The sequence below is a fragment of the Radicibacter daui genome (assembly GCA_030657355.1).
GTDB lineage: Bacteria > Pseudomonadota > Alphaproteobacteria > Radicibacterales > Radicibacteraceae > Radicibacter > Radicibacter daui.
The window spans coordinates 1,994,704-2,015,469 of the sequence record CP131056.1; the positions used below are offsets into that span (position 1 = coordinate 1,994,704).

20 protein-coding genes are annotated in these 20,766 nt (G+C 64.7%); 13 read left to right on the plus strand and 7 right to left on the minus strand.

Going from position 1 to position 20,766, the window contains the following annotated elements:
* Window positions 1-210 precede the first annotated feature (210 nt).
* Genes QTL98_RS09360 through QTL98_RS09370 form a run of 3 tightly spaced genes read left to right on the plus strand, consistent with a single transcriptional unit; the run spans window position 211 to window position 5,440 of the window.
* Window positions 211-855 (plus strand): flagellar motor protein MotB, encoded by a 645-nt coding sequence (locus tag QTL98_RS09360; RefSeq protein ID WP_445681948.1) that lies wholly within the window; start codon window positions 211-213, stop codon window positions 853-855.
* On the plus strand, window positions 855-1,589 hold the full coding sequence (locus QTL98_RS09365; protein WP_445681949.1) for an OmpA/MotB family protein: 735 nt from the start codon (window positions 855-857) through the stop codon (window positions 1,587-1,589). The genes QTL98_RS09360 and QTL98_RS09365 overlap by 1 nt, the downstream gene beginning before the upstream one ends.
* A complete protein-coding gene (locus QTL98_RS09370) occupies window positions 1,586-5,440 on the plus strand; it encodes a tetratricopeptide repeat protein (protein ID WP_445681950.1) in 3,855 nt (1,284 codons plus the stop codon). Before QTL98_RS09365 ends, QTL98_RS09370 begins: the two co-directional genes overlap by 4 nt.
* Window positions 5,441-5,550: 110 nt before the next feature.
* On the opposite strand, the gene fliP is transcribed toward QTL98_RS09370, so the two are convergent.
* From fliP to csrA, 5 genes are read right to left on the minus strand one after another with little or no spacing between them, the layout of a single operon-like run.
* Complete coding sequence (gene fliP, locus QTL98_RS09375) at window positions 5,551-6,408, minus strand: flagellar type III secretion system pore protein FliP (protein WP_445681951.1); 858 nt, start codon at window positions 6,406-6,408, stop codon at window positions 5,551-5,553.
* Window positions 6,405-6,758, minus strand: coding sequence for a flagellar biosynthetic protein FliO (locus tag QTL98_RS09380; RefSeq protein WP_445681952.1), 354 nt, complete (start codon window positions 6,756-6,758; stop codon window positions 6,405-6,407). Before QTL98_RS09380 ends, fliP begins: the two co-directional genes overlap by 4 nt.
* Before the next feature lie 50 nt (window positions 6,759-6,808).
* A complete protein-coding gene (locus tag QTL98_RS09385; RefSeq protein ID WP_445681953.1) occupies window positions 6,809-7,132 on the minus strand; it encodes a hypothetical protein in 324 nt (107 codons plus the stop codon).
* Window positions 7,129-7,461 (minus strand): EscU/YscU/HrcU family type III secretion system export apparatus switch protein, encoded by a 333-nt coding sequence (locus QTL98_RS09390; protein ID WP_445681954.1) that lies wholly within the window; start codon window positions 7,459-7,461, stop codon window positions 7,129-7,131. Before QTL98_RS09390 ends, QTL98_RS09385 begins: the two co-directional genes overlap by 4 nt.
* On the minus strand, window positions 7,451-7,750 hold the full coding sequence (csrA, locus tag QTL98_RS09395; RefSeq protein WP_445681955.1) for a carbon storage regulator CsrA: 300 nt from the start codon (window positions 7,748-7,750) through the stop codon (window positions 7,451-7,453). The genes QTL98_RS09390 and csrA overlap by 11 nt, the downstream gene beginning before the upstream one ends.
* Window positions 7,751-8,018: 268 nt before the next feature.
* Here csrA and flgB point away from each other — a divergent pair, with 268 nt between their 5' ends.
* From flgB to QTL98_RS09445, 10 genes are all read left to right on the plus strand, one after another.
* A complete protein-coding gene (flgB, locus tag QTL98_RS09400) occupies window positions 8,019-8,417 on the plus strand; it encodes a flagellar basal body rod protein FlgB (protein ID WP_445681956.1) in 399 nt (132 codons plus the stop codon).
* An 85-nt stretch (window positions 8,418-8,502) separates the two neighbouring features.
* Complete coding sequence (flgC, locus tag QTL98_RS09405) at window positions 8,503-8,916, plus strand: flagellar basal body rod protein FlgC (RefSeq protein WP_445681957.1); 414 nt, start codon at window positions 8,503-8,505, stop codon at window positions 8,914-8,916.
* A gap of 202 nt (window positions 8,917-9,118) precedes the next feature.
* Window positions 9,119-9,421 (plus strand): flagellar hook-basal body complex protein FliE, encoded by a 303-nt coding sequence (gene fliE / locus QTL98_RS09410; protein ID WP_445681958.1) that lies wholly within the window; start codon window positions 9,119-9,121, stop codon window positions 9,419-9,421.
* 82 nt (window positions 9,422-9,503) lie between these two features.
* Complete coding sequence (gene fliQ / locus QTL98_RS09415; RefSeq protein WP_445681959.1) at window positions 9,504-9,773, plus strand: flagellar biosynthesis protein FliQ; 270 nt, start codon at window positions 9,504-9,506, stop codon at window positions 9,771-9,773.
* 28 nt (window positions 9,774-9,801) lie between these two features.
* On the plus strand, window positions 9,802-10,566 hold the full coding sequence (gene fliR / locus QTL98_RS09420) for a flagellar biosynthetic protein FliR (protein WP_445681960.1): 765 nt from the start codon (window positions 9,802-9,804) through the stop codon (window positions 10,564-10,566).
* Between the two features lie 87 nt (window positions 10,567-10,653).
* On the plus strand, window positions 10,654-11,730 hold the full coding sequence (gene flhB / locus QTL98_RS09425; protein ID WP_445681961.1) for a flagellar biosynthesis protein FlhB: 1,077 nt from the start codon (window positions 10,654-10,656) through the stop codon (window positions 11,728-11,730).
* A gap of 10 nt (window positions 11,731-11,740) precedes the next feature.
* Window positions 11,741-14,188, plus strand: coding sequence for an ATP-binding protein (locus tag QTL98_RS09430; protein WP_445681962.1), 2,448 nt, complete (start codon window positions 11,741-11,743; stop codon window positions 14,186-14,188).
* Between the two features lie 146 nt (window positions 14,189-14,334).
* Entirely contained in the window at window positions 14,335-15,402 is a 1,068-nt protein-coding gene (recA, locus tag QTL98_RS09435; RefSeq protein ID WP_445681963.1) for a recombinase RecA, read from the plus strand.
* Between the two features lie 170 nt (window positions 15,403-15,572).
* Complete coding sequence (alaS, locus tag QTL98_RS09440; RefSeq protein WP_445681964.1) at window positions 15,573-18,221, plus strand: alanine--tRNA ligase; 2,649 nt, start codon at window positions 15,573-15,575, stop codon at window positions 18,219-18,221.
* A gap of 268 nt (window positions 18,222-18,489) precedes the next feature.
* A complete protein-coding gene (locus QTL98_RS09445; protein WP_445681965.1) occupies window positions 18,490-18,870 on the plus strand; it encodes a GcrA family cell cycle regulator in 381 nt (126 codons plus the stop codon).
* A 94-nt stretch (window positions 18,871-18,964) separates the two neighbouring features.
* Here the strand turns inward: QTL98_RS09445 and QTL98_RS09450 are convergent, their stop codons facing one another.
* Together QTL98_RS09450 and QTL98_RS09455 are read right to left on the minus strand one after the other, a co-directional pair.
* Window positions 18,965-19,369: a hypothetical protein gene (locus tag QTL98_RS09450; protein WP_445681966.1), complete on the minus strand. Its 405-nt coding sequence runs from the start codon at window positions 19,367-19,369 to the stop codon at window positions 18,965-18,967.
* A 161-nt stretch (window positions 19,370-19,530) separates the two neighbouring features.
* A complete protein-coding gene (locus tag QTL98_RS09455; protein ID WP_445681967.1) occupies window positions 19,531-20,748 on the minus strand; it encodes an NADP-dependent isocitrate dehydrogenase in 1,218 nt (405 codons plus the stop codon).
* Between the last annotated feature and the right edge of the window lie 18 nt (window positions 20,749-20,766).

A 20,766-nucleotide genomic window follows, 5' to 3' on the forward strand; every position in this document is an offset into this window, starting at 1 on the left:
GGGCAGGGAAAAGGGGCGGGCGACGGCATCGGGGCACGAGGGGTGCCCGGGACGAGGTTGGCGCCTGAATGAAACAGAAGGTTCTGGAAGGCCAGGATGGCCGGAGGCGGGAGTAATGCGGCTGGAAGCCGGCTTGAGGAGACGGGGATGAAGGGACGCAGGCTGTTTGCGGCTGCGCCGTCGTCTTCGCATTCCCAAACGGACGGTCGCATGGGATGGCTTTTGACCTTCTCCGATCTCGTCTGCCTGATGCTGGCGTTTTTTGTCCTGCTCAACGCCTTTTCCAAACAGGATACCGAGAAGGCCGGCGCCGTGCTGCAGGGGCTGGAAAAGCGCTTTGTCTCCGGTGCGCCGGTTACCAGCATCGGCCTTCTGGATGAGGCGGTTTCCTCACGCGATGGCAGCACCATCCTGCCGAGCCAGTTTCGCCAGCATATCGGCGCCATCGTCGAGCGCGATCTGCCCATCGAGCAGGTGCAGGAGCTGGAGCAGGGGCGGCGCTTTGCCGTGGTGGTGAAACGCGGCGACCTCTTCAGCCCCGATGGCAAGCTGCTGGTCCGGCGGCAAGCTGTGATCGACCGCATTGCCGATGCCCTGCGACGCCATCCGGACGGGATCAGCTACGAGCTGGAAGTGCGCCTTGCCAGCGCCCGGAAGCCAGGCATGGCCGATGAGGCCGGCCGGCTGGTCGAGGCGGGACATCTCGCCGCCAGCCTGGTGACCTCCGGTGCCCCGCGCCCGGCGGTTTCCGTGGCCATCGAGCAGGGCGACCCCGAAAAGCTGCGGCTGATCTTCAACGTCCGCGTCGTGGACGAGGCACCGGTGCGGCTTGACCAGCCGGGGAGTGCCCCCTGATGCGGCGCGAAACATCCTACCCTGTCCCCGTGACGGCTGCACCGGGTGCCGCTTCCAGCGTTGGGCAGCGGTGGCTCGTTACCTTTTGCGACCTGATGTGCCTGCTGCTGGCCTTCTTCGTGTTGCTGTTCTCGATGCAGAAGCCCGATCTCGATCTGTGGGAGGCGGTGCATCGTGGCCTTAATCGCGACAGCCGGCCGGCGGTGGAAAAGGAAGCCGAGGCACCGAAGGCTGATTATGCGACGCTGAAGCTGCCGGAAGCTCCAGGCCTTGGCATCGGTTATCTCGGCCAGCTTCTCAGTGCGCATATGGAGGCGGATCCTTTATTGTCGCAGGCGGTTATCACCCGCCAGAGCGACCGTATCGTGATCTCGCTGCCGTCTGACCTGCTCTTTACCCCCGGTTCGGCTGCCATGTCGGATGATGGCAAGCAGGCGCTGCGCACCTTTGCCAACGGTCTTGCCCAGATCCGCAACGAGATCGAGGTGGTAGGACATTCCGACCCCACGCCGGTGGCGGGCGGACGCTATGTCAACAACTGGGATCTTTCCCTCGACCGTGCGCTGTCGGCAGCGCGGGCGCTCTATGCCGCGGGTTATCCGCGCAGCATAACCGTGCTGGGGCAGGGGGACGCCAAGGATACCGGCCAACTCGCGGCAAGCCTGCCCGAGGCCGAGCAATGGGCGCTCGGCCGCCGGGTCGATATCATCGTGCGGGAGTTCTCCGATCAATGAGCCTCCTGCGGAACATGCTGCGACAGGTCGCCGTCATTGCCCTGGCCGGGAGTGCGTTGCTGGCGGCAGGGCCGGCGGCAGCGGACCGGGTGGTGGTGCAGGCCGCCGAAGGCCGCGGCTTCATGCGCATGGTCTTCAACTGGCAGAGCCCGGTCGTCTATGAGACGCAGGCCAGCACGAGCGAGATGGCGCTGCGCTTCGACCGGCCTATCGAGCCAAATATCGCCGACGCGGTGCGGGCGCTCTCGGACTATATCGGCCCGCCCTCAATCAGTGCCGACGGGCGGACGATCACCTTTCCGCTGCGCAGCGCGCAGGACATCAAGACCTTTGCTCACGGCAACGCCGTGGTGGTCGACTTTTTCCCCGGCGGCCCCTATGGCCCGCAGGACAAGACAGCCCCGACGCCGGAGCCGCCGGCGGTAACGCCGAACCCCGCCGCCGGGAGCGCCGCAGGCCAGCCGGCACAGGCCGGTGTGGCGGCCGTCACCGTACCGGTGCGTGGCGGGGAGCATCCGGATTTCAGCCGCCTCGTCTTCGATTGGGACCGGCCGGTGGATTATACCGTGAACCGTGATGGCGGTACGGTAACGGTGGGCTTCACCGCTCCGGGCACGGCCGACCTCAGCGGGGCGGATACCGGTTCGATGGCCAATATCGGCGCCGTGCAGCAGCAGACGGGCGCCCCCCTTGCCGTGGCGATGGCGATTTCTCCGCAAAGCCGCCTGCGCCATTTCCGCGTTGGCCCGCGTGTGGTGGTGGATGTGTTTGCCCCGCCTGTGGGGTCGCAGGCGCCGGCGCAATCCTTGCCGCCTGTAGCGGCCGCAACCCCTGCCGCACCGGCAGCACAGCAGGCGGCCGTGCCGACGCCTGAACCCGCACCAGCACAGGCCGGTGCTGCGCCGGCCCTGCCGCCGGCGACACCGGCGGTTTCTGCACCGCAGCCTCCGGCGGCAACTGCTCCGGCGAGTCAACCGGCAGCGCCGGCGCAAGCCGCAGCTGCCGCGGCGACGCCAGCGGCACCGGCCACATCCGCTCCGGCTTCAACCCCAGCCCCAACCCCAACCCCAGCCCCGGCCCCTGCATCCGCTCCGACACCCGCAGCAGCGCCAGCCAGCCCGGCGCCGGCCATGACTGCCGATGCGGGAGTGGTCGTGCCACGGTCCACCGGCGGGCCGGATGCGGCTGCCCCGCAGGCCGCCCCGCCCGCTGCGCCGGTAGCCTCCGATGCGGTCGAGGGGGGCTCGGGTCAGGCCGCGATCTCGCAGGTCGGTACGCCGGAAAGCCCGCCCGCAGCACCGGCAGCGCCGGCAATGCCTGCCAGCGCTGCTGCCGAAGCGCCGGCGATGGCGTCCCCGGAAAGTGCGGCCAGTGTGGGCGGCCTTGCTGCGCTTGGGGGGCCGGTCGTCACCGTCGACCCGGGTCAGCCAGCCAGCCTTGCCGTGTTCGAGCGGGCTGGTTTCCTCTATCTCGTCTTCGACCGGGTCTTGCAAAAAAGCGCGCAGGAGCTGCTGGGGCCGGCGGTGGCCGCTCTCGGTGGCGGCGATGCCATCAGCAGCACCCAGGCGACCATTGCTCGCCTGAAGGAGCCGGCTGGCCGCCATCCGGTGGTGGCGCGCGAAGGCACGGCCTGGCATGTGGGCTTTGCCGCCGGCAATAGCCCGCCCTCGCTGGCGCTTGCCCCGCGTTCCGACCCGCTGGACCCGCTGGGCGGGCGCATCGTCGTGCCGGCGGAAGGGGCCGGGGCGGTCATCGCCTTCGTCGATCCGGATGTGAAGGACCAGCTGTTTGTCGTGCCGCTGCCGGTCGCCGGCCGCGGGTTGCCGGCACTGCGGCGTTTCCCCGATACCGACCTGCTGCCGACGGCGCAGGGGCTGGTGGTGCGGCCCAACTCGCCGCGCGTTCATGTCGATACCGGGCCGGAAGGGGCCATCATTTCGGCACCGGGCGGCCTTGCGCTCTCTTCCACCGACGATACAGCGGTGGCGAGCGAAAAGGCGGGGACGGTGGCCGGTGGCGAACGCGGCTCCCAGCCGGCGCAGCGGCTCTTTGACATCGCCGGCTGGCGCCAGGGTTCGCCGACAGATTTCAATGACACCGAAAGCAAGCTCCAGTCAGCCATAGCCTCGGCCAAGGATGCCGAGCGCAATCGCGCGCGCATCGCGCTGGCGCGTTTTTATTTTTCCTACGGGCTGATGCCGGAAGCGCAGGGCGTGCTCGACGTCATCGCCGATGAAGTTCCTGCGCTCAAGGGGCGCTCGGAATACAAGGCCATGCAAGGCGCGGCGCAAACCTTTGCCGGCAAGGCCGAGGAGGGGCTCGCCAATCTCAAGGACGGCCGGCTTGACGGCGACCCGGATGCCACGCTGTGGCGGGCGGTGGCGGAGGCCCAGCTTGGCCAGTATGACGCGGCGTCGGTTGATTTCGGCAAGGCGTCCAGCATCATCACCCAGTATCCGGAACCCTTCCTGCGCCAGATCCTGACCAATGCGGCGCGCACCGCCATCGAGACCGGCCGCGTACGCGATGCCAACCAACTGCTCGACAAGCTGGCCGGGCAGGATGTGGAAGCCTCCCGCCATGATGCGGAGCTGAACTATCTGCGCGGCCTTGCCGCGCTGGCCGAGGGCGACCGTGCCAAGGCCAAGGATTTCCTCGCCGTTGCCATGAATTCACGCGACCGCAAGGTGCGCATGGAAGCGGCGATGAAACTCACCGAGCTGCAAAGCGAAGACAAGGAGATCACCGCCGAACAGGCCGCCGAGCGTCTCGACAGCCTGCGTTTTGCCTGGCGCGGCGATGACATGGAGCTAGACCTGCTTGACAAGCTGGGCAGCTATTATCTGGAGGCCCGTGATTATTCCCACGCCTTCGGGGCCTGGCGCTCGGCCATCAATAATTTCCCCGACAGCCCGAAAGCGGCGGAGCTGACCCAGCGCATCCGCAAGGCCTTCGTCTCGGCCTTCATGGATCCGAACGAGATCAAGCACCTGACGCCCTTGCAGGCGCTGGCGCTGTTTGACGAGTTCCGCGAGCTGACACCGCCGGGCAAGGAGGGTGATGAGCTGATCACTGCCCTCAGCACCCGCCTGGTCGATATCGATCTTCTGGGCCGTGCCGGCGACCTGTTGCTGCATCAGGTGCAGTTCCGCCTGCAGGGCCGCGACCAGGCCCGGGTCGCAACGCGCCTTGCCGGTATCCGCCTGCTGGATAACGACCCGACGCAGGCTCTTGCGGCGCTTGACATCAACGAGCCTGCGCCCGGCCAGCCCTCGACATTGAGCCCGGCATTGCAGAACGAGCGCCGGCTGCTGCGGGCGCGGGCGCTCGCCGATATGGGCCGGGTGCCCGATGCGCTCGACCTGCTGAAGGAAGATCACAGCCGCGATGCCGATCTGCTGCGCACCGATCTTGCCTGGCGCAGCCAGAACTGGCCCGAAGCCGCCGATGCGCTGTCGCGCCTCGTGCCGCCGGCGCCGCGGGCGGGCGGTCTTTCCCCCGCAGATTCCAAGCTGGTGCTCAATTGGGCCGTGGCGCTGACGCTGGCCAAGAACACCGATGAGCTGGACAGGATGGCGGCCGAATACGGCCCGGCCATGTCTTCCGGCCCGGATGCCGCGGCGTTCCGGGTTATTACCCAGCCGGAGACGGCAACCTCGGGCACCGACGCGCAGGCCATCCAGGAGCAGATGAAGGGCGTGGATTCCTTCTCCAACTTCCTTGATGCCTATCGCAAGAACCCCGGGGGTGGCGCCGGCACGGCGCCTGATGCCGGCGGGGCAGCGCCTGCGTCGCAAGGTGCCAATGTACCGGCGGCGGGTGGGGCGGCGGCGCCCGCGACAACGGGCTGAGACAGCAGCAAAAAGAAACGGCCGGGAATTTCCCGGCCGTTTTCATATCGGATAGACCTTGCCGCCTCAGGGCCGCCTCAGGGCCGCCTCAGGGCCGCCTTGGGACCGCTTCAGGGCTGGATCAGCGGTGTCAGGGCCGGAGCAATGGCATCGGGCGCCACGCCGTAACTTTGCACCAGCGAGCCCACAACCAGATACCAGCCATCGACCAGCACGAAGAAGATGAGTTTGAACGGCACCGAGATCATCACCGGCGGCAGCATCATCATGCCCATCGACATGAGGACGGAGGCGACCACCATGTCGATGATGAGGAAGGGCAGGAAGAGGAGGAAGCCGATCTCGAAGGCGCGTTTCAGTTCCGAGATCATGAAGGCCGGGATCAGCACGTGATAGGGCACCTGGCTGGCCTGCTGCACCGGTCCGATCTTGGCGATCTCGAGGAAGAGGGCGAGGTCCTTCTCGCGGGTGTGGATGATCATGAAATCGTGAAAGGGGCTGGCGATGCGGGCAAGCCCGTCCAGCTGGTCCACCTGCTCGTTCATCATCGGCTTCAGCCCCTCCTCATAGGAGCGCTGGAGCGTCGGGGCCATGATGAAAAAGGTAAGGAACATGGAAAGCGCGATCACCACCTGGCTGGGCGGGGCCTGCTGGGTGCCGAGTGCTGTGCGCAGGAACGACATGACCACGACGATGCGGGTGAAGCTGGTGACCATGACCAGCAACGACGGCGCCATGGTGATGACGGAGACGAAGGCGATGATCTGGATGAGGCGCGCCGTCGTGCTGCCGCCGAGCTGGTCGAGATCGAGCGAGAGCGTCTGGGCCAGCGCCACATGCGGGGCGAGCAGTACGCCGCCGGCGATCACGAGGCCGAGGCTGAGCAGGCCGATGGCCCACCGGCGCGCGCGGCTGCGGCGTTTTTCGGGTCGGTCGCTGGTGCGGCGCAAGGTTGCGGCCTCGGTCATGTCGGCTCCCTGTCGGCGGACCGTGCGTCCAGCGCCCGTTCTTCCTCGAGCGCAACCATGCCCTGAAACGGGCGGATATCCCGCTCTACCACGATGTCGGTTTCCCCGCCAATCAGCAGCAGGTGCTCCCGGTTGTCGCGGCGCACCAGGACGAGGCGGCGGCGAGTGTCCACCGGCTGGACTTCCAGAATGCTGACGCGCCGGCTGGCGCCGCGCATGGAACCACTGAAACGATAGAGTTTCTTGAGGCCCCAGGTTGCGGCGAGGATGAGGATGATGACGAAGACGAGCGCGAGCACGAACTTGACGTAAAGCGCAAGGTCGATCGCAATATCCGGGGAGCTTCCCATTGTGGCCGGAGATGTCCTGTGCTGGGGCAGGGCAGGCGGGGCGCGCGCCCTTAGCTGAGGCTGCGGGTGGTATAGGCCTTCATCGCATGGGTGCGGCTGCGATACTGGTCCATCTCGGCGGAAATGCTGTCGCGCCGCTCGGCAAGGCTGACGGCCAGTGCGTCCACTTCTTCCAGCAGCTTGACGAAGGCGGGAGAGAGCTCGCGCGCATCCCCCGCGGGCAGGCTGGTTGCGCGCTTGCAGGCCTCGCTTACCGCTGCATCCAGCCCGTCGAGGCTCACCTCCAGCCCGTCGCTGATGTCGGCGCGCGCCCTGGTAACGCGCTCCTGCAGCTCGGCCAGAATTCCGGCGATTTCAGTGGCGGTGGTACTCATGGCGTCTTTCCTGTCGGCAGGGCCGGGCCGTGTGCCGCCGTGCCGGCGGAAGGCAGCTTGCCGTTGGCACGATAAACATAAGCGAGAATCTCGGCGACGGCGTGAATCGCCTCCAGCGGGATCTCGCAATCAAGATCGACCGATCCCAGCAGTTCGGCAAGGTCCGCGTCGCGCCGGACCTTGATGCCGTTGGCAAAGGCGATCTCAAGGATTTTTTCGGCAAGGGCTCCCTTGCCGGTGGCGATGACCTTCGGCAAGGCCTCGCTGCCAAGCTCATAGGAAAGCGCGACGGCAACCGGCCGGCGCGCCGCCTTGCCCTCAGCTGTCACCGGAACCTCTGTCGGTGCCGTCATCATCCTTGCCGGCACCGGCCGGTGCTGCCGGAAGCCTGACCTCGACCGTCCCCTGCAAAAGGGCGCCGAAGGCATCGGCGCCGGCGCCGGCCGCGGTGCGGTTCTCTTCCTGGATGCGGTCGAACAGTTCTTCGCGCAGGACAGAAACGTTGGGCGGGAAGGTGAAGCCGAGCTTGATGGAGCGGCCCCGTACCTCAACCACGGTGACACGGATGTCGTCATTGATGACGACAGTTTCCCCGACCTTCCTGGTGAGATACAGCAAAGCTCATTCCTTGATGCTGCGAGGCGGCCGATGGCCACCCGTCGAAAGCTCCCGGACCGACCCCCGGTCCGGCTTCCGATATTTAAAATCCACTCTAATCAAATCCTACGCAGCCTCACAATAGTTTCGCCCTTGTGGCGGCATCGTGGCCCTGTTGCAGTGCATAAAACGATGTTGGCGCTGTTTGGCACGCCTCTTGCTTTCCTTCATTCGCAAAAGCCCGGCGCCGATAAAAACTGCCGGGCACACGCGCTAAAGGAAAACGAAGATGGACCTCAACAACCTGACGGTCTTTCAGCTGATGAAGCGGAAGATGGACTGGATGAGCGAGAACCAGAAGGTCATCGCCCAGAACATTTCCAACGCCGACACCCCGGGCTATGGCGCCCGTGAGCTGGAAGCGTTCGATTTCAAGAAGGCCATGCGTTCCTACAATCGTCTGGAGCCGGTGATGACCTCCTCGGCCCATCAGCATGGCATGCCGTCTGCCCCGCAGATCGGCACGATCAAGGAAACCGACCCTTACGAAACCTCACCGAGCGGCAACAGCGTGATCCTGGAACAGCAGGTGATCGCCATGCAGCAGAACGCTGCGGACTACCAGATGGCGCTCAACCTCTATCAGAAGCAGACCTCGATGCTGAAGACGGCCCTGGTTGGCCGCTGAAGCAATAGACTGAAAAGAAAGAGAAAACGGGCAAACGGCAACAGAGTTTCGCCCGACGCGCATCAGGAAGAGAGGAGTTTGGAACATGTACGGTTTTGCTGAATCCCTGTCGATGGCCGCCTCCGGCATGCGCGCCCAGGGCGAGCGCCTGAAGGTCATCTCCGAGAACATCGCCAATGCCGACAGCACCGGCGAAACCCCGAACGACCTGCCCTATCGCCGCAAGGTCGTAACCTTCAAGAACGAGTTGAACCGCCAGAGCGGCATCAACGAGGTGCGGGTGGGCAAGGTGGATGTCGACAAGAGCGACTTCGTTCGTGAGTACATGCCCGGCCATCCGGCAGCCGATGCCGACGGTTATGTGCTGAAGCCCAACGTCAACACGCTGGTGGAAGTGAACGACATGCGCGAGGCCGAGCGGTCCTACCAGGCTGACATGTCGGTGATCGAGACCACGCGCCAGATGCTGATGAGCACTGTTGGCCTGCTGCGCGCCTGAGGCGCCGGCTGAAGCGACAGTGCGCTGAAGAGGGGCCGCAAGGCCTGACTTTCCGCGGTCTTTGACCGGGGGAAGGGAAATAGATACAATTTGAGATGTCTGCAGGGCGGCAGGAGATGCCGGGCAGGCAAGAAGTGCCGTATTGCCGCCGCGCATCCCGCCTGCATCCGCCGGGCGGCCCGGGGGGCAGAAGGAGCAGAAGATGGTCGACAATATCGCCGGATCGCTTTCGGGCCTCGCCACTAGCGGCGGCATGGGAAAGTCCTCGGCATCCTCCGACAGCGGCGAGACCAGCTTTTCCGACGTGCTGAAGCAGGCGGCGGAAGCCGGCGTCGACACGATGAAGCAGGGTGAAAAGGCCTCCGCCGACGCCATGATCGGCAAGTCGAGCCCCATCGACGTGGTGACCTCGGTCTCCAACGCCGAACTGACCTTGCAAACGGCAGTCACCATCCGCGATAAGGTTCTTGCGGCCTATCAGGAAATCATGCGCATGTCGATCTGACGGGCGCCGGGTTCCGGCAGGGCCGTTTGTGCCGGCCGGGGGGCAGGGCGCCAGTTTATCCCATGCGGGGGCGTGAAGAGCCGTGACACCTACAGAAGCCATCGAAGTCGGCCGCGAAGCTGTCGTCACCATGCTGATCGTAAGCCTGCCGCTGATGTTGATTTCCCTGGGTGTCGGCCTGCTCATTTCGCTCTTCCAGGCGCTGACCCAGCTGCAGGAACAGACGCTGACCTTCGTCCCCAAGCTCGTCATCATCTTCGGCGCGCTCATTTTCCTCGCCCCATTCATGCTGCGCCACCTGACGACGTTCTTTGAAGGCATTGCCGACAAGATCATCGGGCTCGGGACCTAGCGGACCACCAGCGAGGGGTGCGCCCACCGTGCTCGAGGCTTTCCTGCTCAAGAATATCTTCGGCGTTGCCCTCGTTTTTGCGCGGGTGGGGTCGATCATGTTCATGATGCCGGGTATCGGCGAGCGCTACGTGCCGGCCAATATCCGCCTCATCCTGGCCCTGGGTATCTCGGTGGCGCTGATGGCGGTGACGCGACCGCTGATGCCGCCGGCCCCGCCCAACTTCCTTGGCCTTGCCGTGATGATGATCGGCGAGATCACCGTCGGTGTCTTTATCGGCACCATGGTGCGTTTCTTCTTCACCTCGCTCGATTTTGCCGGCCAGATCATCGCGCAGGGCGCCGGCCTGTCGGCGGCAACTTCCTACAATCCGGCGGCCAGCACCGACGGCTCGCTGGTGTCGGCCTTTCTGGGCCTGCTTGGCCTTGAGCTCTTTTTCCTCACCGACATGCATCATCTGGTGCTGATGGCTTTTGCCCACAGCTACGCCGTCTTTCCGGTTGGCGGCATGCTGCAGCTGGGCGATATGGCGCAGACACTGACGCGGGTGCTCAGCGAGACTTTCCAGCTCGGCATTCGCCTTGCGGCGCCCTTTCTGGCGATCGGTCTTGTCTTTGGCATGACGCTTGGCATTCTGGCCCGGCTGATGCCGCAGTTGCAGATCTTCTTCGTGGCGCTGCCGGTGCAGATTATCGTCGGTCTCATCATGCTGAGCCTAGTACTGCCCATCCTCTTCACCGTCTGGCTCGGTTACATGCAGGACCGGCTGACCAACTTCTTTCCGGGTATCTGAGAATGATGGCCGGCTTCACCCCGATTGCAGCAGCTACAATCGCCCCATGTCCGGGTGGTGCTGCATCGCGCTTTTGCGGAGGGGTGAATGTCTGAAGAAGATGCCGACGATTCCTCCAAAACAGAGGACGCCTCCAGTAAAAAGCTGGAGGAAGCACGAAAGAAGGGGCAGGTCCCGAAATCGACGGAACTGCCCCACTTCTTCGCTCTTTTGATGCTGACGGTTATCGTCGCCATCTTCATCCCGGTAACCGGCAAGCAACTGACGCGCGAGCTCACCCGTTTTCTGGCGCAGGCCGACCAGGTGCCGACCGATGCCGGCGGGCTTGGCAATGTGCTGATGGGCACCACGCTGCATGTGCTGCTGTTCCTGTCGCTGCCGGCGCTGGCCATGGTGGTCATCGCGCTCGTCGGCGGCACGGTGCAGAACGGCATCGTCATCTCGGCAGAAAGCCTGATCCCCAAGCTCTCCAAGATCAGCCCGCTCACCGGCTTCAAGCGTATCTTCTCGGTCGACAGTCTGCTGAACCTGCTGCGCAGCATCGCCAAGCTGGCGGTGGTGGGCAGCATCTCCCTTCTCATGCTGATGCCGGCCTTCGATGCGGTGGACCACTATGTGCAGCTGTCGCTGGCGGCGCTGCTGACCGAAACCTGGCACCTTGCCATCCGCGTGCTGATCGCGGTGCTCGTCTCCGTCCTTATCATCGGCCTCGCCGACATGCTCTACCAGCGCTTCAAGTTTGCGCAGGATATGCGCATGACCAAGCAGGAGGTGAAGGACGAGTACAAGCAGCAGGAAGGCGACCCGATGGTCAAGGGCCGCATCCGCCAGATCCGTATGGAGCGCGCGCGCCAGCGCATGATGGCCAACGTGCCCAAGTCGGACGTGGTGGTTACCAACCCGACCCATTATGCGGTCGCACTGAAATATGACCCCGAGAAGATGGACGCCCCGATGGTGGTGGCCAAGGGGGTGGACGAGGTGGCGGCCCGCATCCGCGATCTTGCCAAGGAGCACAAGGTGCCGATCATGCGCAACCCGCCGCTGGCGCGTGCGCTGTATGCCACCTGCGATATCGAGGAGATGGTGCCGGCCGAGCATTTCCGCGCCGTGGCGGAGATCATCTCCTATGTCTTCCGCATGAAGGGACGCAAGCTGGGATGAGGAACCGTTCTTGAAGCTGCGCCTGGCGTTGGTGGGAAGCGGCTGCGCGGTGCTTGCCGGCGTGGCCGTTGCCATTCCGGTGGGGCTGGGGTCTGCCGGGCTTGGATGGGCTGCGGCGGCCGGCGTGGCCGCGGTTGCCGGCATTGCCATCGGTTTCGGTTTCGGACGCGGCAGCAGTCTGCAGCAGCAGGCTTTTCTACTCTCCTCCTCTGCGATGCTGATTTCCGAGGATGATCTGACGCCAGTGCGCGGCAATTCGGCGTTCGACACGCTGATGCGGTTTCCCGAACCCGCACCGGGGGAAGAAACGACGGGCTCATCGCCGAGCCCGTCTTCCCTTGCCGCCGATCCTGAATCCGGCGCCCGCCTCGGGCTGATGGCGGTGAGTGCCGCCGCCGGCAAGGGGGCGATCGAGGAAATGCCGCTCTCCTTCCCCGGTGTCGGCCGACGCTGGTGGAGGGTGCAGGTCTCTCCGCTGTCGGGCGAAGGGCGCTATCTGCTGTGGCGTTTCGAGGCGGCGGACGAGCGGCGCGGTGTGGAAGAGATCATGCGCACCGAGCAGGAGCGTGTGGCCGAACTGGTGGAGAATGCGCCGGTCGGGCTCTACTCGGTCGATGCGGAAGGTTACTTCCTCTATGTGAACCCTACCCTTGCCGCCTGGGTCGGCATGCCGGCGGCAGAAATGCTCGACAGCGGCATGCGCCTGCACGACCTGTTGCCGCTTGCCCGCAACCTGCCGCCCTGGTCCGCATTCGATCCCGAGTTGCCGGCGGGGGAGGTGGTCATGCGCACGCCCGACGGCCGGCCGCTGCGCCTTGCCGTGCTGCAGAGCGCCACCGACGGCAGGGGTATCGATCTGCGTGCCGTGGCGGCGCTGCGCGATGTGGGCAACACCCAGCCCTGGCCGATCTTGCCGGGCCGCTCTCCCATTGCCTTCCGCCAGTTTTTTGAGGATGCCCCGGTGGGGGTGGCGCTACTGCGCGAGGATGGCTGCCTTGCCGAAGCCAACCCGGCCCTGCTTGCCCTGCTGGGGCTGGGCGCGCGGCAGGTGGAGGGCATCGATGCCCTGATGCTGTTCGATGCCGGCGATCGGGCCGGCGTGCGCATCATGCTGGAGCGCGTGCGGGCCGGCGAGCGCGAGAGCGAGGCACGCATCGAGGTGCGGCTGGAAGCCGGCGGCGGTCTGCCCGTGGCGCTTTATGCGCGCCGGGTGCGCGGCGACAACGGCGAGGTGAGCGGCGACGGGGCGCTTGTGCTGCATTTCATCGATGCGTCCGAGCGCCGGGCGCTGGAGCAGCAATTCGTCCAGTCGCAAAAGATGCAGGCGGTGGGACAGCTGGCCGGCGGCGTGGCGCACGACTTCAACAATCTGCTGACCGCCATTTCCGGTTTCTGTGACCTGCTTTTGCAGCGCCATCTGCCCGGCGACCGCTCCTTCGCGGACATCATGCAGATCAAGCAGAACTCCAACCGCGCCGCCAATCTGGTGCGCCAGCTGCTGGCCTTCTCGCGCCAGCAGACGCTGAAGCCGCGCGTGCTGGACCTGACCGAGGTGGTGGCGGAGATCGCCAATCTGATCCGCCGCCTCATCGGCGAGAACATCACGCTGGAGATCCATCACGGGCGCGACCTTGGCCTGGTGCGGGCCGATCAGGGCCAGCTGGAGCAGGTGATCATCAACCTGGCTGTCAATGCACGCGACGCGATGACCGGCGGCGGCACGTTGTCGCTGGCCACCGCCTCGCTGAGCCTGCTGACGCCCCGGCGTGCCGGCAGTGAAACCGTACCGCGCGGGGATTATGTCGTGCTTTCGGTGCGCGACACCGGCAGCGGCATCCTGCCGGAACATCTGGGGCGCATCTTCGACCCCTTCTTCACCACCAAACCGGCCGGCGCCGGTACCGGGCTCGGCCTGTCCACGGTCTATGGCATCCTGCGCCAGACGGGGGGGTATATTACCGCCAGCTCTGTGCCGGGCGAGGGGGCGGAGTTCACCATCTACCTGCCGCGCCATGAGGGCGGCGCGCTGGAAGAGGCGGGTGTAGCGGCGGCAGCGGAAGAGGCGCGCTCGGTCGATCTTACCGGTACCGGCACCATCCTGCTGGCCGAGGATGAGGATGCCGTGCGCACCTTCGGCGCCCGTGCCCTGCGCAACAAGGGCTACACCGTACTGGTGGCCCGCGACGGGGAAGAGGCGCTGGAGCTCCTGCGCTCGCCGGAGGGGGAAGCCGTGGAGCTGCTGATCTCCGACGTGGTGATGCCGGGCATCGACGGGCCGTCGCTGGTAAGGGCCATCCTGCCGCAGCGCCCGGAGCTCAAGGTCATTTTCATTTCCGGTTATGCCGAGGACAGGCTGCGCGCCAGCGAAGCCGGCGACGTGGCGGCGGAGGCCACTTTCCTGCCCAAGCCCTTCAGTCTCAAGCAGTTGACGGTGGCAGTGAAAAAACTGCTCACCTGATTTCGGATGGAATGGAGAACATCCGATACGGGAGGAGATCAAAAAAGGAACAAATAGGGAAAATATGCCCTTGCGCATGAGAACAAATCATGCACAATCACGACACGTTGAAGCCCAACCGCCGTCGTGCTTAAAGGGGGTAAGCCATGTCCTCGCCGCAACTCCGATTGATCGAAAAAGACTCCATGGATAAGCAAAAAGCACTCGACGCCGCCCTTTCCCAGATTGAGCGCGCCTTCGGCAAGGGTTCGATCATGAAGCTGGGGCAGCGGGAGGGGTCGGTCGAAACCGACATCATCTCCACCGGCTCCCTCGGTCTCGATATCGCGCTGGGCATCGGCGGCCTGCCGCGCGGCCGCATCATCGAAATCTACGGCCCGGAAAGCTCGGGCAAGACTACGCTGGCGCTGCATGTGATTGCGCAGGCACAGAAGAATGGCGGCACCTGCGCCTTCGTCGATGCCGAACACGCGCTCGATCCGAGCTATGCCGGCAAGCTGGGCGTGGATGTGGAAGAGCTGCTGATCTCCCAGCCGGATGCCGGTGAGCAGGCGCTGGAAATTGCCGACACGCTGGTGCGCTCCGGCGCTATCGACGTGCTGGTGGTAGACAGCGTGGCCGCGCTGGTGCCGCGCGCCGAACTGGAAGGCGAGATGGGCGACAGCCATGTCGGCCTGCATGCGCGCCTCATGAGTCAGGCGCTGCGCAAGCTGACCTCCTCGATCTCCAAGTCCAACTGCATCGTCATCTTCATCAACCAGATCCGTCTCAAGATCGGTGTGATGTTTGGCAACCCGGAAACGACGACGGGCGGTAATGCGCTCAAGTTCTACGCCTCCGTGCGCCTCGACATCCGCCGCATCGGCTCCATCAAGGACCGTGAGGTGGTGGTCGGCAACCAGACCCGCGTGAAGGTGGTGAAGAACAAGATGGCGCCGCCGTTCCGCGTCGTCGAATTCGACATCATGTATGGCGAGGGTGTCTCCAAGCTCGGCGAGCTGCTGGATCTCGGCGTGCAGGCCAATGTGATCGAGAAGTCGGGTGCCTGGTTCTCCTTCGGCACCCAGCGCATCGGCCAGGGCCGTGAGAATGCCAAGAACTTCCTGCGGGAAAATCCCGAGATCGCCAACGAGGTGGAAGTGCGCATTCGCCAGAATGCCGGCCTCGTGGCCGACGCCATGCTCTCCGGCCCGGATGGCGATAGCGGCGAATAAAATCCGGAGGCGGATGCCTTGAAGGCATCTGTAATCGCCGGAAAACATTGAAAGCCGGCCCGGGTCAAAAACCCCGGGCCGGCTTTTTTATCGCCCTTTTCCTGCCGCCATGGACAGGGCGCGAGCCGGGCTGTAAAACACCGGGTCCCTTATGTCAGGCAGAAGTGGCCATGCAAACCGCCAACGACATCCGCAATACCTTTCTCGACTACTTCGCCAGGAACGGCCACACAGTGGTGGATTCAAGCCCGCTGGTGCCGCGCAACGATCCGACGTTGATGTTCACCAACGCCGGCATGGTGCAGTTCAAGAATGTGTTCACCGGGCAGGAAGAGCGCGCCTACAAGCGGGCGACCACCTCCCAGAAGGTCGTGCGTGCGGGCGGCAAGCATAACGATCTTGAGAATGTCGGTTATACGGCGCGGCATCACACCTTCTTCGAGATGCTCGGCAACTTCTCCTTCGGCGACTATTTCAAGCCTGACGCCATCGAGTTCGCCTGGAAGCTGGTGACCGGCGAGTATGGCCTGCCCAAGGACAAGCTGCTGGTCACCGTGCACACCTCCGACGAGGAGGCCGCCGGCCTGTGGCGCAAGATCGCCGGGCTTCCGGATGACCGCATCATCCGCATCCCGACCTCCGACAATTTCTGGACCATGGGCGATGTCGGCCCGTGCGGCCCCTGCACCGAGATCTTCTATGATCACGGCCCCTCCATCCCCGGCGGCCCTCCCGGCAGCCCGGACGAGGATGGCGACCGTTTCATCGAGATCTGGAACCTCGTGTTCATGCAGTTCGAGCAGCTGCCGAACGGCGAGCGCATCAACCTGCCGCGTCCGTCGATCGATACCGGCATGGGCCTCGAGCGCATTACCGCCGTGCTGCAGGGCACGCATGACAACTACAATATCGACCTGATGCGCCAGCTGATCGAGGCGTCTGCCGCGGCCAGCAACACCGACCCCTATGGTCCGGTGAACGTGTCCCATCGTGTCATTGCCGACCATCTGCGCTGCTCCGGCTTCCTGATCGCCGACGGCGTGCTGCCGTCGAATGAAGGCCGTGGGTATGTGCTGCGCCGGATCATGCGCCGCGCCATGCGCCATGCGCACATGATCGGCTGCACCGAGCCGCTGCTCTATCGCCTGGTGCCGGCGCTGGTGCGGGCCATGGGTGGCCACTACCGCGAGCTTGTGCGTGCCGAAGCTCTCATCACCGAGACGCTGAAGCTGGAAGAAACCCGCTTCAAGCAGACGCTCGACCGCGGCCTGCGCCTCTTGGATGACGAGACGGCCAGGCTGGCTTCCGGCGGCGTGCTGCCGGGCGAAGTGGCCTTCAAGCTCTATGATACCTATGGCTTCCCGCTCGACCTGACGCAGGACGTGCTGCGTGGCCGTGGCGGCGCTGTCGATGTTGCCGGCTTCGAGGCGGCAATGGAGCGCCAGCGTGCCGAAGCCCGCCGCAACTGGGCCGGTTCCGGCGAGGCTGCCACCGAGACCGTGTGGTTCGACATTCGCCAGCAGCTGGGCGCCACCGAGTTCCTCGGTTACGAGGCCGAGCATGTCGAGGGCCAGGTGACCGCGCTCGTCGTGGACGGCAAGCGGGTGGAAAAGGCCGAAGCTGGGCAGAATGTCGCCGTCATCGTCAATCAGACTGCCTTCTATGGTGAGTCCGGTGGCCAGGTGGGCGACAGCGGCGCCATCACCACCGAAAAGGGTGGCAAGGTTGCCGTCACCGGCACGGTCAAGAAGCTGGGTGATGTGTTCGTGCATCTGGGCACGGTGGAAGCCGGCAGCATTGCCGTTGGCGATGCGGTTGACCTTGCGGTCGATGGCGAGCGCCGCTCGGCCATCCGCGCCAACCACTCCGCCACCCACCTGCTGCACGCAGCCCTGCGCGAGAAGCTGGGCGAGCATGTGACGCAGAAGGGCTCGCTGGTGGATAACGAGCGCCTGCGCTTCGATATCAGCCACCCCAAGCCCATCGAGGCCGCCGAGATGGCCGTCATCGAGGCACAGGTGAATGCTCGCGTGCGCGGCAACAGCGAGGTTGTGACCCGCCTGATGGCCGTGGACGAGGCCATCGAGACGGGCGCCATGGCGCTCTTCGGCGAGAAGTATGGCGAGGAAGTGCGCGTCGTCACCATGGGAGGCCCGGGCGCGACCGCTAACCGTGACTTCTCGGTCGAGCTGTGCGGCGGCATTCATGTGAAGCGCACCGGCGATATCGGCCTGTTCAAGGTTGTCTCCGAGAGCGCGGTGGCAGCCGGCGTGCGCCGTATCGAGGCGGTGACGGGTGCTGCGGCCTTTGCCTGGTTCGCGGATCGCGAGGCGATGCTCTCCACCGTTGCCGGCGAGCTCAAGGTGCGGCCGGAAGATGTGCCGTCCCGGGTGGGCGCGCTGGTTGAGGAAAAGCGCAGGCTGGAGCGTGATCTCTCCGACCTGCGCCGCAAGATGGCGACCGACAATGCGGGCGGCGATGGCGACGTGCGCGAGATCGCCGGCGTCAAGCTGATCTCCCGCGTGCTGGAAGATGTGCCGCCCAAGGAGCTGAAGCCGATGGCGGATGAGCTCAAGGCGCGCATCGGCTCCGGTGTTGCCGTGCTCATCGCCGCCAATGACGGCAAGGCGTCCATCGTGGTTGCCGTGACCGACGATGTGGCCGGCCGTTTCAGCGCGGTTGATCTAGTGCGACTCGGTGCCGAGAAGCTGGGCGGCAAGGGCGGCGGCGGCCGTCCTGACATGGCGCAGGCTGGCGGTACCGATCCGTCGCAGGCCGGCGAGGCTGTCGAGGCCATTGCCGCGGCGCTCGGTGCATGAGCTTTGCGTACAGACGCTTGAGTTAGGTTGCTGCCATGGCGTATGAGGCCCGTTCTCATACGCCATGGTGATTCGTTGCATGGCCGGCGAAGGCTGGGTATCGTCACTGCCCCGCCGGCCAGCCCGGTCTCCGCAAGACTGCGGGCACCGGGCAGGATGATCAGAAGCGGTACCAGGGATTTCTCACCTGTGCGCCCTGCAGGAACGGATTGAAGGCCAGGCTGGTGGCCTGATCCGGGGCAGGCGTCCGGGGTATGAAGGGGGCAAGATGGAACAGGAAACCAACAGCTGGACTGACGAGCGCGTCGAGCGGCTGAAATATCTGTGGTCTCAGGGCATGAGCGCCAGCGAGATCGCACAGGAGCTGGGTGATGTCACCCGCAACGCGGTTATCGGCAAGGCGCACCGTCTCGGCCTTTCCGGTCGGCCGTCGCCCATCCGCAAGAAGACCAAGGGTGTGACCATCCTCGATCTGACCGAGCGTATGTGCAAGTGGCCGATCGGCGACCCCAAGCATCCGGATTTCCGCTTCTGCGGCCATCAGGCGGTGCAGGGCATGCCCTATTGCGCCGAGCATTGCGCCATGGCCTACCAGAGCCCGAACAAAAAGAAGGCCGAGGACGAGGAAAAGCGCGCAGCCAATACCTGACGCGCCGTTCTCCGGCAGGTAGTTATCAAAAAGGCCCGGCTGTCAGCAGCCGGGCCTTTTTGATTTCGGGAAGGGGAGAGGCCGGGAGCCCCCGTCAGCTCTTCATCGCCAGATAGCTGCGGCGGGAGCGGCGGATCCACTCCCGCGCCTCCTCCATCGTGCCGAAGGCGCCGATATAGCGATGAGAGTAGTGGTCGCGGTAATACTCTGCCGCCTCGGCCCTGACGGCTGGATCGTTGATGATAAGGGCGGTGAGCTGAAAGGCGTCGCGATCCTGGAGAAACTGGCTCCAGAATTCTGCGCTGTCCCTGATCGCCTCGAGCCGGGGAGCATTGGTCATGCCACGGAAATCATTGATGAAATCATAGGTCTCAAGGTCGCGGATATCCGTCCACAACTGCTGGAGATTGGCCTTGATCTCATTGATGTCGGGCAGGGGGGCGAAATAGAGCGTGATCAGTCTGAGATCCGCTTCGATCTCGATATCAAACGAGGCCATCTTACAAGGGAGTCCTGAGCTTTTGACCGCTCATCACTAGGCCCAGCCGATGGTTAGCGGCAACAGCGCAAAAGGATAAGGCCCCGCCGGTTTCCCGGCAGGGCCTCTGTCCATTCAGGAAGCCGGCCCCGGAGGGCCCACTCCCGGTCTTTAGGTGCCGATCAGGCGGCCATGCGCGTCTCAAGGTTGGCGGCCAGCTTGTCGAGGAAGGCGTTGGTCGTCATCCAGGGCTGGTCCGGACCGATGAGGATCGCGAGGTCCTTGGTCATAAAGCCGGCTTCCACCGTCTCGACGCAGATCTTCTCTAGCGTCTTGGCGAACTTGGCGAGCGCTTCGTTGTTATCGAACTTGGCGCGGTAGGCGAGGCCCTGCGTCCAGGCGAAGATCGAGGCGATCGGGTTCGTGGAGGTCTCACGGCCCTGCTGGTGCAGGCGGTAGTGACGGGTAACGGTGCCGTGGGCGGCTTCTGCTTCCACGCAGCTGCCATCGGGGGTCAGCAGCACGGAGGTCATGAGGCCGAGCGAACCGAAGCCCTGGGCCACGGTGTCGGACTGCACGTCGCCGTCATAGTTCTTGCAGGCCCAGACGTAACCACCATCCCACTTCATGGCGCAGGCGACCATGTCGTCGATCAGGCGGTGTTCGTAGGTAAGGCCGGCCTTCTTGAAGGCGTCGGCGAATTCGGCGTCGAAGATCTCCTGGAAGATATCCTTGAAGCGGCCGTCATAGGCCTTGAGGATCGTGTTCTTCGTGGAGAGATAGACCGGGTAGTTGCGCTGCAGGCCGTAGTTGAAGCAGGCCCGCGCGAAACCGGCGATGGATTCGTCGAGATTGTACATGCTCATCGCGACGCCGGCGCCCGGGAACTTGAAGACTTCCAGGTCGATTGCCGGGCCGCCGTCTTCCGGCACGAACTTCATGGTGAGGGTGCCCTTGCCCGGCACCTTCAGGTCGGTGGCGCGGTACTGGTCACCATAGGCATGACGGCCGATGACGACCGGCTTGGTCCAGCCCGGAACGTAACGCGGCACGTTGGAGCAGATGATCGGCTCACGGAAGACGGTGCCGTTGAGGATGTTGCGGATGGTGCCGTTGGGCGACTTCCACATCTTCTTGAGGCCGAATTCGGTGACGCGGGCTTCATCGGGGGTGATGGTCGCGCACTTCACGCCCACGCGGTACTTCTTGATCGCCTCGGCAGCGTCGATGGTGATCTGGTCGTCGGTGGCGTCTCGGCTCTCGATGCCGAGGTCGAAATACTTCAGGTCGATATCGAGGTACGGCAGGATCAGCTTGTCCTTGATGAACTGCCAGATGATCCGGGTCATCTCGTCGCCGTCGATTTCGACGACCGGGTTGTCGACTTTGATCTTGGCCATGAGTTCTGGCTCCTGCGG

Coding starts and splice junctions, on each gene's coding strand:
- QTL98_RS09360 (WP_445681948.1), top strand. CDS start 211: ATGGGATGGCTTTTGACCTTCTCCGATCTCGTCTGCCTGATGCTGGCG.
- QTL98_RS09365 (WP_445681949.1), top strand. CDS start 855: ATGCGGCGCGAAACATCCTACCCTGTCCCCGTGACGGCTGCACCGGGT.
- QTL98_RS09370 (WP_445681950.1), top strand. CDS start 1,586: ATGAGCCTCCTGCGGAACATGCTGCGACAGGTCGCCGTCATTGCCCTG.
- fliP (WP_445681951.1), bottom strand. CDS start 6,408: ATGACCGAGGCCGCAACCTTGCGCCGCACCAGCGACCGACCCGAAAAA.
- QTL98_RS09380 (WP_445681952.1), bottom strand. CDS start 6,758: ATGGGAAGCTCCCCGGATATTGCGATCGACCTTGCGCTTTACGTCAAG.
- QTL98_RS09385 (WP_445681953.1), bottom strand. CDS start 7,132: ATGAGTACCACCGCCACTGAAATCGCCGGAATTCTGGCCGAGCTGCAG.
- flgB (WP_445681956.1), top strand. CDS start 8,019: ATGGACCTCAACAACCTGACGGTCTTTCAGCTGATGAAGCGGAAGATG.
- flgC (WP_445681957.1), top strand. CDS start 8,503: ATGTACGGTTTTGCTGAATCCCTGTCGATGGCCGCCTCCGGCATGCGC.
- fliE (WP_445681958.1), top strand. CDS start 9,119: ATGGTCGACAATATCGCCGGATCGCTTTCGGGCCTCGCCACTAGCGGC.
- flhB (WP_445681961.1), top strand. CDS start 10,654: ATGTCTGAAGAAGATGCCGACGATTCCTCCAAAACAGAGGACGCCTCC.
- recA (WP_445681963.1), top strand. CDS start 14,335: ATGTCCTCGCCGCAACTCCGATTGATCGAAAAAGACTCCATGGATAAG.
- alaS (WP_445681964.1), top strand. CDS start 15,573: ATGCAAACCGCCAACGACATCCGCAATACCTTTCTCGACTACTTCGCC.
- QTL98_RS09445 (WP_445681965.1), top strand. CDS start 18,490: ATGGAACAGGAAACCAACAGCTGGACTGACGAGCGCGTCGAGCGGCTG.
- QTL98_RS09450 (WP_445681966.1), bottom strand. CDS start 19,369: ATGGCCTCGTTTGATATCGAGATCGAAGCGGATCTCAGACTGATCACG.
- QTL98_RS09455 (WP_445681967.1), bottom strand. CDS start 20,748: ATGGCCAAGATCAAAGTCGACAACCCGGTCGTCGAAATCGACGGCGAC.